Annotated in this window: 16 protein-coding genes and 1 pseudogene; 3 read left to right on the top strand and 14 right to left on the bottom strand. The window is 52.7% G+C overall.

What is annotated here, in order from left to right; translation table 11 throughout:
- Window positions 1–61: 61 nt before the first annotated feature.
- The 6 genes from E1963_RS00950 to E1963_RS00925 all read right to left on the bottom strand — a co-directional run bounded on the left by E1963_RS00950 (window position 62) and on the right by E1963_RS00925 (window position 6,254).
- Complete coding sequence (locus E1963_RS00950) at window positions 62–1,558, bottom strand: AAA family ATPase (RefSeq protein ID WP_132274079.1); 1,497 nt, start codon at window positions 1,556–1,558, stop codon at window positions 62–64.
- On the bottom strand, window positions 1,555–2,859 hold the full coding sequence (locus E1963_RS00945) for a vWA domain-containing protein (RefSeq protein WP_132274506.1): 1,305 nt from the start codon (window positions 2,857–2,859) through the stop codon (window positions 1,555–1,557). The genes E1963_RS00950 and E1963_RS00945 overlap by 4 nt, the downstream gene beginning before the upstream one ends.
- 32 nt (window positions 2,860–2,891) lie before the next feature.
- On the bottom strand, window positions 2,892–3,863 hold the full coding sequence (locus E1963_RS00940) for a leucine-rich repeat protein (protein WP_132274076.1): 972 nt from the start codon (window positions 3,861–3,863) through the stop codon (window positions 2,892–2,894).
- Between the two features lie 119 nt (window positions 3,864–3,982).
- Window positions 3,983–4,798: an alpha/beta fold hydrolase gene (locus tag E1963_RS00935; RefSeq protein WP_132274073.1), complete on the bottom strand. Its 816-nt coding sequence runs from the start codon at window positions 4,796–4,798 to the stop codon at window positions 3,983–3,985.
- 72 nt (window positions 4,799–4,870) lie between these two features.
- Window positions 4,871–5,476, bottom strand: coding sequence for a YdcF family protein (locus tag E1963_RS00930; RefSeq protein ID WP_132274071.1), 606 nt, complete (start codon window positions 5,474–5,476; stop codon window positions 4,871–4,873).
- Window positions 5,463–6,254, bottom strand: a complete 792-nt coding sequence (locus E1963_RS00925) for a Cof-type HAD-IIB family hydrolase (protein ID WP_132274503.1) — start codon at window positions 6,252–6,254, stop codon at window positions 5,463–5,465. Before E1963_RS00925 ends, E1963_RS00930 begins: the two co-directional genes overlap by 14 nt.
- A gap of 210 nt (window positions 6,255–6,464) precedes the next feature.
- Here E1963_RS00925 and E1963_RS00920 point away from each other — a divergent pair, with 210 nt between their 5' ends.
- Window positions 6,465–7,088: a DedA family protein gene (locus E1963_RS00920; protein ID WP_132274068.1), complete on the top strand. Its 624-nt coding sequence runs from the start codon at window positions 6,465–6,467 to the stop codon at window positions 7,086–7,088.
- A gap of 41 nt (window positions 7,089–7,129) precedes the next feature.
- On the opposite strand, the gene E1963_RS00915 is transcribed toward E1963_RS00920, so the two are convergent.
- Complete coding sequence (locus E1963_RS00915) at window positions 7,130–7,714, bottom strand: TetR/AcrR family transcriptional regulator (protein ID WP_243117514.1); 585 nt, start codon at window positions 7,712–7,714, stop codon at window positions 7,130–7,132.
- 184 nt (window positions 7,715–7,898) lie between these two features.
- Between E1963_RS00915 and E1963_RS20335 the strand changes: the two genes are divergently transcribed.
- Both E1963_RS20335 and E1963_RS20330 read left to right on the top strand, forming a co-directional pair.
- Complete coding sequence (locus E1963_RS20335) at window positions 7,899–8,369, top strand: NAD-dependent epimerase/dehydratase family protein (RefSeq protein WP_243117513.1); 471 nt, start codon at window positions 7,899–7,901, stop codon at window positions 8,367–8,369.
- An 11-nt stretch (window positions 8,370–8,380) separates the two neighbouring features.
- Window positions 8,381–8,743, top strand: a complete 363-nt coding sequence (locus tag E1963_RS20330; protein ID WP_243117512.1) for a Rossmann-fold NAD(P)-binding domain-containing protein — start codon at window positions 8,381–8,383, stop codon at window positions 8,741–8,743.
- Between the two features lie 52 nt (window positions 8,744–8,795).
- Here the strand turns inward: E1963_RS20330 and E1963_RS00905 are convergent, their stop codons facing one another.
- The 7 genes and pseudogenes from E1963_RS00905 to E1963_RS00885 form a co-directional block, all read right to left on the bottom strand.
- Window positions 8,796–9,929, bottom strand: coding sequence for a glycosyl hydrolase family 18 protein (locus E1963_RS00905; protein ID WP_132274066.1), 1,134 nt, complete (start codon window positions 9,927–9,929; stop codon window positions 8,796–8,798).
- A gap of 29 nt (window positions 9,930–9,958) precedes the next feature.
- A complete protein-coding gene (locus tag E1963_RS19380; RefSeq protein WP_145964146.1) occupies window positions 9,959–10,222 on the bottom strand; it encodes a hypothetical protein in 264 nt (87 codons plus the stop codon).
- Window positions 10,200–10,325, bottom strand: coding sequence for a hypothetical protein (locus E1963_RS21205; RefSeq protein ID WP_262200732.1), 126 nt, complete (start codon window positions 10,323–10,325; stop codon window positions 10,200–10,202). Before E1963_RS21205 ends, E1963_RS19380 begins: the two co-directional genes overlap by 23 nt.
- Before the next feature lie 42 nt (window positions 10,326–10,367).
- Window positions 10,368–11,159, bottom strand: coding sequence for a PAS domain-containing protein (locus E1963_RS00900; protein ID WP_243117511.1), 792 nt, complete (start codon window positions 11,157–11,159; stop codon window positions 10,368–10,370).
- A 21-nt stretch (window positions 11,160–11,180) separates the two neighbouring features.
- Entirely contained in the window at window positions 11,181–13,199 is a 2,019-nt protein-coding gene (locus tag E1963_RS00895) for an ATP-binding protein (protein ID WP_132274063.1), read from the bottom strand.
- An 84-nt stretch (window positions 13,200–13,283) separates the two neighbouring features.
- Window positions 13,284–13,700, bottom strand: a pseudogene (locus E1963_RS00890) (ATP-binding cassette domain-containing protein); the annotation flags it as partial.
- A gap of 103 nt (window positions 13,701–13,803) precedes the next feature.
- Window positions 13,804–13,971, bottom strand: coding sequence for a MerR family transcriptional regulator (locus E1963_RS00885; protein ID WP_132274060.1), 168 nt, complete (start codon window positions 13,969–13,971; stop codon window positions 13,804–13,806).
- Between the last annotated feature and the right edge of the window lie 11 nt (window positions 13,972–13,982).

Genomic DNA, 13,982 nt, shown 5'->3' with positions numbered 1-13,982 from the left:
TGCCACATCAAATAGAATTCCAGTTACAGTTTCCTCTATCATATCACATCCCCGCTTATTTTCAAAGGTTATTCATATTCTCTTCCACTTCGTCCAGACGGCTCATGATATCCTCATGCTGCTCATCAAACAGAAGCCGTTTATTATACCGGTAATACTTATCACAGCCATATTCCTTCAGATACTGGATGCTGTAGTAATTCGTATTGAGCTCCGCGATGAAGGCCACCATCTCCTGGCTGTCCCCGAAGGCATCTTCCATAAAATCAAAGGCAGAATCCAGCGCCTTGCCGGCTCTTGCGGCTGCCTCTTCCCTCATGCCGGTCTCCTTCTGGAACTCTTCCTTCACCCGGGCGAATACTTCTTCCTGGGGCAGATGTCCCTTTCTGACCGTCTGACCATATGCTTCCAGCGTACCAAGCATCCTTCTGTATATCTCCTCTTCCCGCCTGCCAAGCTGCTCTGCCTTTCTAAGCCTGTCATGCTCCTCTTGGGCGGCAGCCGTGACGGACGCAAGCGTATCTCCCTCTTTCATCCTGAGCAGATAGCCGTGCAGAAGCGACACATACCGGTCCGCCATGACATAGTCCCGGAACAGTTCGCCAAGCTTCCCCATCAGGATTCCGACGACGCTCAGGCGTTCGTCGAAAGGCGCGTATCTGAGCTGCTCCAGCACATCCTTGCCATACTGCCCGTCAAGCACTCTCTGGAGTCCGTAATCTTTCTTATATTTTTCAAACAATTCCAGATAATTCGCAAAGTCTTTTGCTATCTTCCAGTGCTGGATATACTGGTATATCACCTCCCTGTCCGCTTTTTTCCCAATCACGTCATACGTCTTGATCAGCTGGGACAGGTCTTCCCATCCTCTTGCGGTGGCAAACATCTTCCCGTCCACCGTCGTCTCTATCCTGTAGAAATGCTCCTTTTTCAATTCCAGATACGCGAGGACCGCCGGATGGATCTCAGCCGTATAGGCATACTCCTTCCAGACTTCGAAGTTCTCCTCCACATCTATCTTCTTGATCCTGTCCAGCGTGACCACATCGAAGTCCCGGACCGACTTGTTATATTCCGGAGGATTCCCCGCCGCCACGATGATCCACCCTTCCGGCACCTTCTGGTTGCCGAACATCTTGCACTGGAGGAACTGGAGCATCGTCGGCGCCAGGGTCTCCGACACACAGTTTATCTCGTCGATGAACAGGATGCCTTCTCGCATTCCCGTCTGCTCAATCTTGTCATACACCGCAGATATGATCTCGCTCATCGTATACTCGGTCACAGAATATTTCCTGCCCCCGTATTCCTTTTCCTGGATAAAGGGAAGGCCAATCGCGCTCTGCCTCGTGTGGTGGGTGATCGTATAGGCGACAAGGCCGATACCGCATTCCCTTGCAATCTGTTCCATAATCTGCGTCTTGCCGATACCCGGCGGACCCATGAGCAGTATCGGCCTCTGCCGGATGGCGGGTATCATATACTCGCCGAAATCATCCTTTTTCAGATAGGCCTCTATCGAATCTTTGACCTCTCTCTTCGCACGTTTTATATTCATTTGCTGTCACCTTCTATGTCCTCCCGTGCCAGTACGAGCTTCATCGCCCAAGGAGGCACGTCCGTGTCTTCATAATCTTCGCTGAAAAATACAAATGCAGTCTCATATGGCGGCATCTTCGACGGATACGTCCCTCTTCCGTCGGTAAAGTATAAAAGTCCTCTCAGACGGCTGAAAGCCTGATCCTTCAATAGCTGGTCCACATAAGTGAACGCCGGCCTGAAGTCCGTCCCTCCCTCGCCGTACAGGGTCAGATTGTCCATATAACGCTTAAGCTCTTCCTCATCTGCTATCTTCTCATCTGTCTGTACCGTGTCATCGCACTGGATGATATGGATGTTTACTTTGCGGAAGAAGCTTTCACTCTTGCTGAGCACTGCGTAAGTCTCTTCCAGGAACTTCTTCACCAGCTCCCCGGAACACGACATCGACGTGTCAATGACAATCACGAACTCTTCCACCTTCTGTACTTCGCGCCATTCCTGAGGTTCTATGAGCGGCATATTGCCGTACAGCTCAAGTCCGTATGTGTAGAACACATAATCAAATGAATCCGGATCTACTGCCATCTCTTCCTTCAGGACAGAAAATTTGCGCAGGAACTGACGGTAGTCGGCCCGCTGTCGGTTCTCCACTTTCACCTGGTCTATGAGACGACCGGATTCCGCCGAAGCCGCTTTAGAGAAAGTCTCCATGTCCGTCTCCATCTGTTCGCTGATATCCTGCCACTTGTTCTGAATCTGCTGCTGTTGCTTCCTGTCATCCTCATCCGGCCAGCGGCTGTGGCTGTCAATCCTGAACTCTTCTTCCAGCCTCATAAGCTCCTGCCCGCCCATTTCCCGCTCTGTCAGGGCACTGTACACTTTCTCGGCCGTCAGCACCTTCATCTTTGCTTCCAGCCTGCGGTATGCCTCTCTGCGCAGGACGGAGCGCCTTCTTAAGATACAGCGGTGCCGCATTCCATCTATAATATACTCTGCCACAATGTCGCATGCAAGGTCATAGTATCTGGAATCCCTTCCTTTTCTTCCTGTCATATGCCGGAAGATGCCGTGCAGCACCATATGGAGGTAGATACGGTTGACGAGTATCCTCTCTTCCCTGTATATGCCTCCGAGAAAACGGGGATTGAAATATATCGCGAACCCGTCCGTACCCATCGTCTCTATATTGTCGTCCATGATATAAGAAAAGCTGCAGAGGGCCACGTCGAGAAAACGCATCTTCATATACAGCTCGTTTCTGGACGCGCAGAGGATCTGGCGTCCCACGTCCCCGAGCTGTTCTGTAATCTTCTGCATGTCATCCATATTGCCTGCCCCCTCTTTCCTGTTTATAGTTCAAATCGTTTCTTCTTACCCGCCGGCAGCTTCCGCCTCTCGTCCATCAGCACGCCGACCAGTTCCGTGCACCTGAGCTGCGACGCTATCGTTACAGCTGCCTCAAGCGACCCAGATGTCCAGCAGCCTTCTCGGGACAGGAACCTGATCTCATCCAGCGCTTCGTGCTCTGCCACATATCTCCCCACTGCCTCCATATGCCCCCGGAGATAGCGCAGGTAAGCATCTCTGGCGGCCTTTGACAGCCGGTAAGGATACATGAGCCTGCCGAAGGCAAGTTCAACCACCGTCTCTTCTTTTTCCTCCGCGACTGCATAAGGAAGAACCTCGTCGTATTTCTTATAATCCACCTCATGGCTGTAAAAGCATTGCCTGTAATATCCGCCGGAGCCGTGATGGTGCGTCACCAGCAGCCGGGCCGGCGTATTCTCAACCGCTTCCTCATAATGTTCCGGAAAGAGAAGACGTGCCATCCGTACCTTATTGTCCGCCCCATGATGATACAGTGCCGCACGCACGGTATAGCGAATCTCATCCACGACAGACTTGAGGGCAGACTTCTCTCCCTTGTAAAAATGTATCTCCACTTCCCTGAGACGGCATCCGGTAAATGCTCCACCGCCGATGTCCAGCAGGCTGTCGGAGAGTATGAGCTTCTTCAGGTTTCTGCACCGGTAAAATGCATACCTGCCGATCTCCCGGACTTGTCCCGGAAGACGGATCTCTTCCACCTCTTCCGCGCAGATACTGTGCCGTTCGCTGAGATACCCGGCTTCGGGGCTCAAATATACGCTGTCCCCCTCCGCTTTGGCCTCGGAGAATGCGTAAGGCCCTATCCCGTATACCATATGTCCCTCTATCTCATCGGGAAGATATAATTTCCCGTCTATGCCATAACAGCCCGTCAGCACCACCCTGTCTCCGTCTTTCTTATAGTGGATTTCGGGGCACAGCTGTTCTCCCATAACTTCCTCCTCATATCCTGCGGCCTTTCCCGGTATGCTTTTGACTCAGGTAAATACGGACAGGATGCGGCCATGCCGACCCAAAAATGAATCTTCACCGCTGCACGCTGTCCGCCTGTTTAGAGCTTTCCGACTTCTTTTATAAATATACAGTTAAATTCCTCCAGCTGGTCATACACGATTCCGTGCCCGCTCTTATCGAGCTGATAAAGCTTAGATCCTTCGATGCATCTATGCTGTATTTTCACAAGGTCGTTCGATACGACCGTATCTTTCGTCCCGTGGATAATAGCTGTCGGCACCCGCACCGCGTCAAGGTCTTTTCTGCCGTCTTCATCCCGGAGGGAATATGCCGTCTCAATCGTGGCGATTCCGGACGCGGACAGCGCGATAAGCTCGAACCAGTTCTTTACCGCCTCGCTCTGACAGCTGGCAAAGAGCTGCTCATGGCTGAAATTCCTCGCCAGCTGCGGACGGTCTGTCTCCGCCATGCATATGAGCCCGTCTACATATTCTTTCGTAAGGCCATACGGGAACCCGGCCCTTCTCGTCCAGCACGGCGCTGCCGCCGCAAGAAGCATCAGCTTCTTTACGCCGTAAGAACGGTAATTCTTCATATAACGCAGCACGATGGCGCCGCCCATGGAAAAGCCGGTCAGCACAAAACGGTACAGCTTAAGCGCCCGGACTACCCTGTACACATCATCCGCAAGCGTGTCGAAGTCATAACCGCATGCCGGGGAGTCCGAATTTCCAAAACCTCTGATATCCATGAGCACCACTCTGTAGTTGTTCTGCACAAGAAGCGGAATCTGATACTCATACATCTCGTGGGATAAAGGCCAGCCGTGCAGTAAGAATACGGTCTCCGTACATTCCGGATTATATACATACACGGCCAGCTTCACCCCGTCCTTCGCTTTCACGTAAAACATTTATCATCCCCGAAACTGTCTTTTACATCAATATATGTAAATCCGTATCCCGCCGTGCACGAATGCTTACTCTTACCAGTACCCTCTGAACAGGTTGCTATACATGTTCCACCACGTCTTCATATAATACAAGGCCCCGCACAGCCACGTCTGTTCCGCCGGGTCATCCGCTTTGCACATGACATGGTCCAGATGGAACTTTCTCGCATAATGATCCGCTTTCCTCAGATGCCATCCATTCGTAACGATGATGCAGTCCTTAAGGCCATGCTTCTCCATGACCGCTTTGGAATACATCATATTATGATAGGTGCTTACAGCCTGTGCCTCCGTATACAGGACGTCCTGCGCGGCTCCCAGCTCAAGCGCGTACGCTTCCATGACCTCCGCCTCCACATGGGGATTGGCCACCGCTCCCCCGCTCAGAAGGAGACAGGCCGCTTTCCCTTCCCGCAGCAAAGACACCCCCTTTTCCACTCTTGACTTCATGTACGGAGACGGCGTGCCGTCCTCTTCAGCGTAATAGCCACACACGATTGCACAGTCGTAGGTTTCCTTTTTCCATCTTTTATCCGGCCTGCGGAACACCGTGCAGAATACAAGTACGTTCAAAAGCAAAAAGCCGCACGCTGCCTGCACGAATATCTTCGCCTGCCTCCGCACATTATATAAGTCCATAATGCTCCATGGCGCTGCTGATCCCGCCCTCTTCCACCGTCCCTGTGATATGCTCCGTATACGGCTCCAGGACAGCATCGTGCACGCCCATGGCCACCGCGTGGTCTGCAAATTCAAACATGGACAGGTCATTGCTGCTGTCGCCAAACACGTATATCTGATCCTTATCAAGCCCAAGGCGTTCCATGATAACCTGTATGCACGTCGCTTTGCTGTATCTCTTCTGAACACACTCATAGATGCCCTGCCCACGGTCTATCGCTTCCATATCCGCACTGATGAAGTCCAGGAATGCCTGCTTATCGCTCCGGCTGTCCGTATACACAAGCAGCTTGTCATATATAAAGCTCTTTTCCTCCATGGCACGCTCGATGCCAAGGCCTGCCAGAGCAAAGTATCTCCGCATGCTCTCGATCTGCTCGAAACGAGATATCCTGTTGGAGAAGTATACGTCTTCCGTCCCTTCGCACAGGCCCTCCAGATTGCATCTCTTTATACAGTCGATAATCTCGATTCCCCTGTCTTTCGGAATATGGTTTTCAAGAAGCACCTCATCCTTATACAATATGTAAGTGCCGCATCCGCACAAATATCCGTCCAGCCGCAGCCGGACCGTTTCCGGCGGCAGGCTCCCATAAGTCCTGCCTGTATTGATAAAGGCAAGATGCCCGTTCTTCCTTGCAGCACGGAGCGCGTCCAGCGTGCTCTCAGGTATCTCCCTCGTCTTCTCGCTCAGCAAAGTTCCGTCGATATCAAAAAATAATGCGGCCTGTCTCATCCTTGCACCTCTCTCTTCGTCCACCTAAAGCTTCTGCTTCTATTACCTCGATTGGACATCAACGGTCCAATAAGTATATATTATCATCCTCCCGCGGGAATGTCACGGTGCTTTTTGCCGCCTGCCCCTTCCCTGCCAAAAGAAATTGTCATTGTCCTTGCTTCCCTTATCATATATATTGGATAGATTAATCAATGGCAGGTCAATTATATGCAGGAATTTGTTATACAGGTCATGAACCAGTTTGGTTACCTAGGCATCTGTTTTCTCATCATCGTAGAAAATATATTTCCACCGATCCCCTCTGAAGTCATCCTCTTCTTTGGCGGATTTATGACTACCTGCACGGATATGTCTATCCCCGGAGTCGTGCTGTTCTCCACCCTCGGCTCTACCACCGGGGCCATGATACTGTACGAGGCCGGATGCCTGCTCACGCCGCCGCGGCTGGAAGCGCTGCTTAGGACGAAGGCGCTGAAGCGGCTTGGCTTTGAAAGAAAAGACGTGGAAAAGACGACCGGCTGGTTTGAAAAGCATGGGCAGAAAGCTATCCTGTTCGGAAGGTGCGTGCCGATCATACGCAGCCTTATATCCGTTCCCGCAGGCATGGCAGGCATAAAGCTGCCGCTCTTCCTCTTCTATACGGTAGTCGGAAGCACCGTCTGGAACATATTCCTCGTATCGCTCGGCGCCTTTATGGGCTCTTCCTGGAATACGATCCAGTCATACCTGAAGGCCTATTCAAACCTGACCCGCATCCTTCTCTTGCTGCTGGCCGCAGTGCTGTGCTGGCGCTATGTGCGCAAAGCCGCCCGGAGGAAAAATGAGGAGTGACGCAGATGGCAGGTGGGGAGGCGGGAGCGTAAAACCGCCGGCTAGGCTCCCTGCTTCTTCAGACATCCGATCCCGGACATCATGATATCCTCCGTCATGGCCGCGATTTCCCGGGCGCTGCCCGCCATTCCTTCTGCCAGCCACTTCTCCAGGACGCCGATGCATCCCGCGCTGACGAACGCATATAAATACTCTATCTGCCCGGGCGTCGCATCCTCAAAATAGCGGGTGTACGTCTCCACGCATCTCTCCTGCCCCATCTGGATCAGACGGGCAGCAAATTCTTTATCTCCATAAGGGCCAAGCGTCACCGTACATATATCCGCGTTGTCCTTCAGGCACTGGAACACCCCTGTCGTAATGTGAAGCGGGGTCAGCTCTCCGCCTCCGGTGCTCAGAAGCGGTTCCAGCGCCTTTCTGAAATCTGCCGTCATCTCATCTTCCATCTTCTCAAGCAGATCATAAATATCCGTGTAATGGGCATAGAACGTGCCTCTGTTGATACCGGCTTTCAGGCACAGTTCCTTCACCGTGATGCTCTGGATGGGCTTCTCCCCGAGAAGAGCCGTAAATGCTTTTCTGATCAGCATCCTCGTCACTCTTGCGCGGTAATCGTTCTTGCTCAATCTGCCGCCTCCTTTCCCTGTACTATCCTGTAATCTGTCCAATATCAGACACAGCCGGCCACATATGTCCGGTTACACGGCATCCGGGCCAAAGCTGTCGATTGTCTGTAACCATGCAATATATTATAATACATATATGAAAGATAATCAACATCGTGTCCATATTCTCAAGGAGGTGTTCCACATGAAAAGGATCTACATCATCACCGGAGCCAACGGCCATATCGGGAGGGCCGTCATACGTCTGCTGCTTAAGACCGGTTCCGAAATCAGAGGCCTCATCCTGCCCGGCGACACGGAGCAGCTGTTTGCTGACGTCTGTTATACAGCAGGAGATGTCACGGATGCCGGGAGCCTTATCCCGCTGTTCCAGAATACTGCCGGTGCAGAAGTATTCGTCATCCATGCAGCCGGCATCTTCGACATATCGTGGGAGCTTGTGGAACAGGTGCATAGGGTGAACGTCAAAGGCACGGAAAATGTCCTCTCCCTCTGCGTGGAATACAAGGTAAGAAGACTCCTCTACGTAAGTTCCGTCCATGCGATACCGGAAAAGGGTCATCCAGGCGTGCTCCGGGAAGCGGCCCGGTTTTCGCCGGAAGAAGTACGCGGCGGATATGCCAGATCCAAGGCAGAGGCGGATATGATTTTGTAGACGTGCGGGATGTGGCAGACGGATGCCTGCTTGCGCTGGAAAAAGGGCGTGCAGGGGAATGCTACATTCTGTCCAACCGGCACTACGAGATATGTGATGTCATACGTATCCTGCGGGAGACGGCAGGCGGACGCCGCCTCCCCGTTCTGCCCATATGGGTGGCCAGAGCAGTATGCCCCGCCATAGGACTATGGTTCCGCAGGAAGGACAGGCGGCCTCTGTATACAAGGTACTCTCTTTATACCTTGCAGAGCAATGACCGCTTTTCCCACGACAAGGCGGCCTCCTGCCTCGGATATACGCCGCGGGATATCCGCTCTACCCTTGAGGATACTGTCTGCTGGCTCCGGGACAAGGAACATCCTGTCATCTGAGCAGGAAGGCCATCTTCTTTCGCTTACCATCTAGCAGTTGTTGCTATCGTTGTTATTTCAATATATAGAAATTGTCCCGCAGCAGAAGCCAGTTGGCCCTGAACCACTGCATGATCTGCCAGTAGCCGCAGCCGCGCAGCTCATAGTCTGTTATCAGGCCGAACTTGGCCTGGAGGCTTCTCACATCTTCAAACCAGACCTCATGCTCCGTGCCGTCCTCCACATAGTTAAAGTATGGGCTCCGGGCGGTCTCATCAAACTCTATGGCAGCTCCTCTGGCTATGGCGAGCTGGACGGCCTGCACATTCCCAAGCGTCTGAGCCCGTGTCACTCCCCTCTCGTACGGAAGGGGCCAGTCATATCCATAGTTGGGAATCCCGAGGTTGATCTTCGAGGCGGGAATCTCCGTCACCGCATATTCCACCACGTCCCGCACCTGTGGCAGCGGGGCGACCGCCATGGGCGGCCCATAGGTGTATCCCCACTCATAGGTCATGAGAAGCACATGGTCTGCTGCCTCGCCCAAAGCCCGGTAATCCTTGCCTTCATATAATAGGCCCCTCTGTTCCGACGACGACTTCGGCGCCAGGGCGATAGAAAGCCAGTATCCTGCAGCGCGCATGGCTTCCGCCGTCTTCTGGACGAACGCCGTAAAAGCGTTACGGTCATCGGGCAGTATATACTCGAAATCAATATCAAGGCCTCTGTACCCTTTCTCTCTCATGGTCTCCAGCAGGTTAGATATAAGGGAGTCTGCAGCGTATTCGTTGTACACGACTGCACTGATGAGGCTGTTGTTGAAGCGGCCGTCCGGGCCGAGCGGCGTCAGCGTCAGGACCGCCTCTGTCCCATACCTCACCGCCTCCCGAATCATCCACCTCTCATCCAGGAGTGGAGGGACAAGCTCCCCTTCTGCCGTAAACCCATAGGAAAATATCGGCAGATCGGACAAGAACGGCAATGTCTGCTGAAGCACCCATCTGCTGATAAACGGATACGCATAGCCGCTCACATATATGCTCCTTTGCGGACTCCTTGCCCCCGTCTGGACGAGCAGCGCCTGCCCGACCGCAAGCCGGTACGGGTATATGATCTGGTTGTCATATATGAGCTGCCAGACATCCACGCCGTACACCGCCGCGATGCTGTCGATATCGTCTCCTTCCATTACTACATGTATCTCCATATCATCCTCAATATAAATGTCTGTTGCCTCTAGTATATGCACAACTCGCGTGAAGCTTTCGCTACACTTTCTTCCGGTACGTACATAGTTTGCCGTGACGTAAGCCAGAAGGATATATAATGTGTCTTGCTCATCTCATGTTCTACGGTTATATAACAGTCCCCGTCTGCCACCTCCGCCTGCATCGCATGCCCTTCGTCGTCCACATCCGCCTCCAGCTGTGGCAGAGGATGCCGCAGCAGCTGTAAGAACCGTTTCCCGCGGCCTGTATCACATTGCCGCAGAGAGGGCATACGTCCCGGGAGGCTTTGCAAGGAACTTTTCCACAGCCTCCATTCCATTATCCGCACAGTCTGTCTCTATGCCATTCATAGACAGCAGGTCCACGACGATCACCGGTACATCTCATGTTCCCGGTCCAGCCTCTGCTGCAGTATCTTACGCTGAGTGGCATCTACCACCGTGCGCTGAAGGATGTCTTCTCCTTCCGGCGTCACTCCAGTCACCTTTACCGGACTCTATACTGTCATAACCCATAAGCGCTATGACTGCTTTGCTCAGAGAGATAAGGCTGAAGCTTCTGTCCCGGTGCCTGACAAACCGTATGATTCCGCACGGCACCGTCGCGTAGATGCTCGTGAGAAGTTCCGTCTGCTCTCTCAGGCGCTGCGCGTCTTCTTCAGAACGGGTTATATCAAGATACAGGCTGTTCACCATCCATCTGCCGTCTACATCCTTCGACTTCTTTCCGCTGTCCATCACCCATTTGAGGCTTCCGTCCTTGCAGCGCACCCTGTATCTGGTAGAATAAGCCAGGCTGCCGTCCTGAAATGCCTCGGCGCAGTCCGCCAGCGCTTTCGGAAGATCCGGAGGGTAGACATTCCCCACTGCGGACCCGCCTGTCTCCTCCATAAATTCTTCTACCGTATAGCCGAATAACGCGGCCGCCTCCTTGCTCACAAATGCGAAGGAATAGGTATCGTCGTCATTGCTGATTTTAAGACCCCCCTCGATGGAGGACATGATCACCTCAAGCTGCCGGTTCCTCTGCCTGATTTCTTCTTCGAGACTGGAGAGCTGTTCCTGGATATGCTCATAAGACTGCTTCCCGATCTTGTCCGGATATTTTTCATCGCCCACCATCTCCTGATACGGGTTAGAGCAATGGGTATGAGCACGTTCCGCTCCCTCTTCCATACGCTGCCCGATTGGTCTGTCTTCTCGTCTCACGCTGTCCTCCCCCGCAATTGGCTATTCGTCCATACCTGCACCGCCGGCGGGCTCTTTTCCATTGCGCGTCCTCCACGCAGTACAGTTCGCTAAAATCCTCTTCAGCTGTTCCATCGATACCGGCTTGGCGAGGTGTCCGTTCATCCCGGCCTGACGGGCAAGCCTGACGTCCTCTGCAAATGCATCGGCAGTCAGCGCGATGACCGGCAGCTCCTCAATCCGCTCCATCCCGCAGCTTCGTATCTCTCTCGCAGCCTCATATCCATTCATGACCGGCATCTGTACATCCATGAAGATAATGTCATAATAGAGCGGCGGATGCGTCCGTACCGCTTCTACCGCCCGTCTGCCATTTTCCACACCCTCCACCTGTGTCCCGAGCAGTTCCAGCATCTCTGTCGCAATCTGCCTGTTCAGCTCATTATCTTCCACGAGCAGCACCCTGAGCCCGGCAAAGGATTCCTTCTCCCGGTAAGCCTCCGCCGGTTTTGCAAAAGCGGAGCCGTAACGCTTTGCCAGATACAGGGTTATCGTAAACTTTGACCCTCTTCCGTACTCGCTTTCGATCTGGATATCCCCGCCCATCATAGATACCAGATTGCCGACAATCGTCATCCCAAGCCCTGTTCCCGTGACTTTGCTGATCCTGCTGTCGTCCACCCGGCTGAACGGTTCAAAGATATGTCCTATATATTCCGGTTCCATGCCGATTCCGTTGTCCTCGATAATGAACTGGTAGGTGCCTAACTCGTTCTCTTCCCTTTTAAGCTCCCGCACGGCAAGGGAGATGGCCCCGCCTTCTTCCGTATATTTGGATGCATTGGACAGGACATTTTCCAGAATCTGGCCGAGCCTTCCCGCGTCTGCGGAAACCATGGAATGCATATCCTTCTCCACATCGACAGACAGCATCTGCTTCCGCTTCTCTATAGCCACCCGCATCATATCTGCCGCCTCATCACCTGTGTTCATCAGTGCGAGCTCCGTCATGCCTATAATGGCATTCAGCGGCGTCCGGATGTCATGGCTCATCCTGGAAAGGAAATCGCTTTTGGCCTTGCTGGCCTTCTCCGCTTTATCCAGCGCTTCTTCCAATATCTGCTTCGTCCTTCGCTCCTTCTCTATCGTCTCTTCCCGTATCCGCCGTTCCTCATCTATATTCCTCGAGAGCGTAATCTCGATCAGGTCATCCGTATAAGGGCTCTCCACCCTCACGACCTGGGTATAATTCCAGTGGTATTCTCCGTCTTTTCCAAGATGGGGCACCTCCATGGTCACGATCCGTTCCCCGCGCAGATACGTGCTGATCAGGGCGCTGCGCCGGAACTTCCCGATAAACTCATCCCGGTAATCCGGATGGACACCGGCAAGTTCAAACGCGATCAGCTCATCAAAGCTGCCGTCCTGGGACAGGCGCCTGAGCCTCCTGGTAAGCCGCTTCTTGCCGCTTCCGAGCACCTCCAGCATCGCCTCCCGGGAAAAGCATGCGTTAAACTGCTCCAGATCGTCCGGATGGATGACCTTATCCGAATAATTACGGTTTTCCACACCAAAACTGCCCTGTTCCGGTATATCCGTCCAAAGCGTATCTTTCTGGCATTTGACATAATAGTCGTCTGTCAGATTAGCGATGATACACTCGTCAAATACCGTCACAAGGCTCTGTGCATACATATGCTGGATATTCTTCATATCCTGTTCTTCCTCAAGTTTCAACCAGTGAGGGGCCGCCGTCACTACAACCGCGCGTATGCCTCCATCCCATATGATCCGGCTGGCTGTCACGTCAACCGTCGTATGGAGCAGCGGATCCGGACAGACGATATGGATGGACTTCCTGTCCCCCAGGCTTTCCAGCGGGCAGCAGCCACACATCTCAGGCCATACATCGTGGCACTTGGCACCTGGCACGGCCCTTCCATGTCCGGTCTCCCGGCAGCGCTCATTACAGTACAGCAGCCTGTGTGTCTCTTCTTCAATGACATAAACGCTCATATCGGTCAGCGCATCGAGTAAAGCAGCCAGATTGTCGGCAGGCATAGGCTCATCTCCTTATCCCGGTCAGTATCCGTCTAAAAAGTTATGTCTAATATACACGTTGGGAAGGAAAATAGAAAGGGCTTTCTAAGAACACACATCCTGCCGTTCTTTTTCCACCAGCCTGCCGACAAATTCCGTTCCGGGACTGCAAAGCAGCTCTCTGGGTGTCCCGTACTGCTGTATCTTACCCTGGTCCATCACCAGCACTTTCGTGCCAAGCTTCAATGCTTCTGATATATCATGGGTCACAAAAAGTATGGTAATCCCCGTCTTCTCATGGATCTGCTTCAGTTCTGCCTGCAATTGCCCTCTCGTTATCTCGTCTACGGCTCCGAACGGCTCATCCATCAGCAGGATGTCCGGAGAAGCCGACAGCGCCCTTGCGATACCGACCCTCTGCTGCTGTCCCCCGGACAGCTCCGACGGATACCGTCCTCTCAGTTCTTCCTCAAGGCCGACAATCCCCATCCATCTGCTCACCGCCTCTTTCGTCTTTTTTTTCGCTCAAAATTTCACCCCATTTAATAATATCGAGTAAGTATATCAAATCTATTTTGCTAATTCACAAAGGATATAATAAAAAAATATTAAGATTTTCCTAATATCATTTTTTTCGTTTATCAACGGGCTTTTCTGCGTCTTTAGGTATCAGCCAAACCCGGCTAAGATGTACCACGCCGTTAATTCTACTATCTGCACAAAGTTTCTGAATCCGCCGCTCGGACAGTTCCCATTTTTTTGCCGCCTCTTGTACGGTCATATATTCAAACATAGCAAACCTCC

It is taken from the genome of Extibacter muris (assembly GCF_004345005.1).
Classification (GTDB): Bacteria; Bacillota; Clostridia; order Lachnospirales; family Lachnospiraceae; genus Extibacter; species Extibacter muris.
Note: the sequence above shows the minus strand (reverse complement) of the source record. Positions and strands in the feature narration are given on the sequence as shown.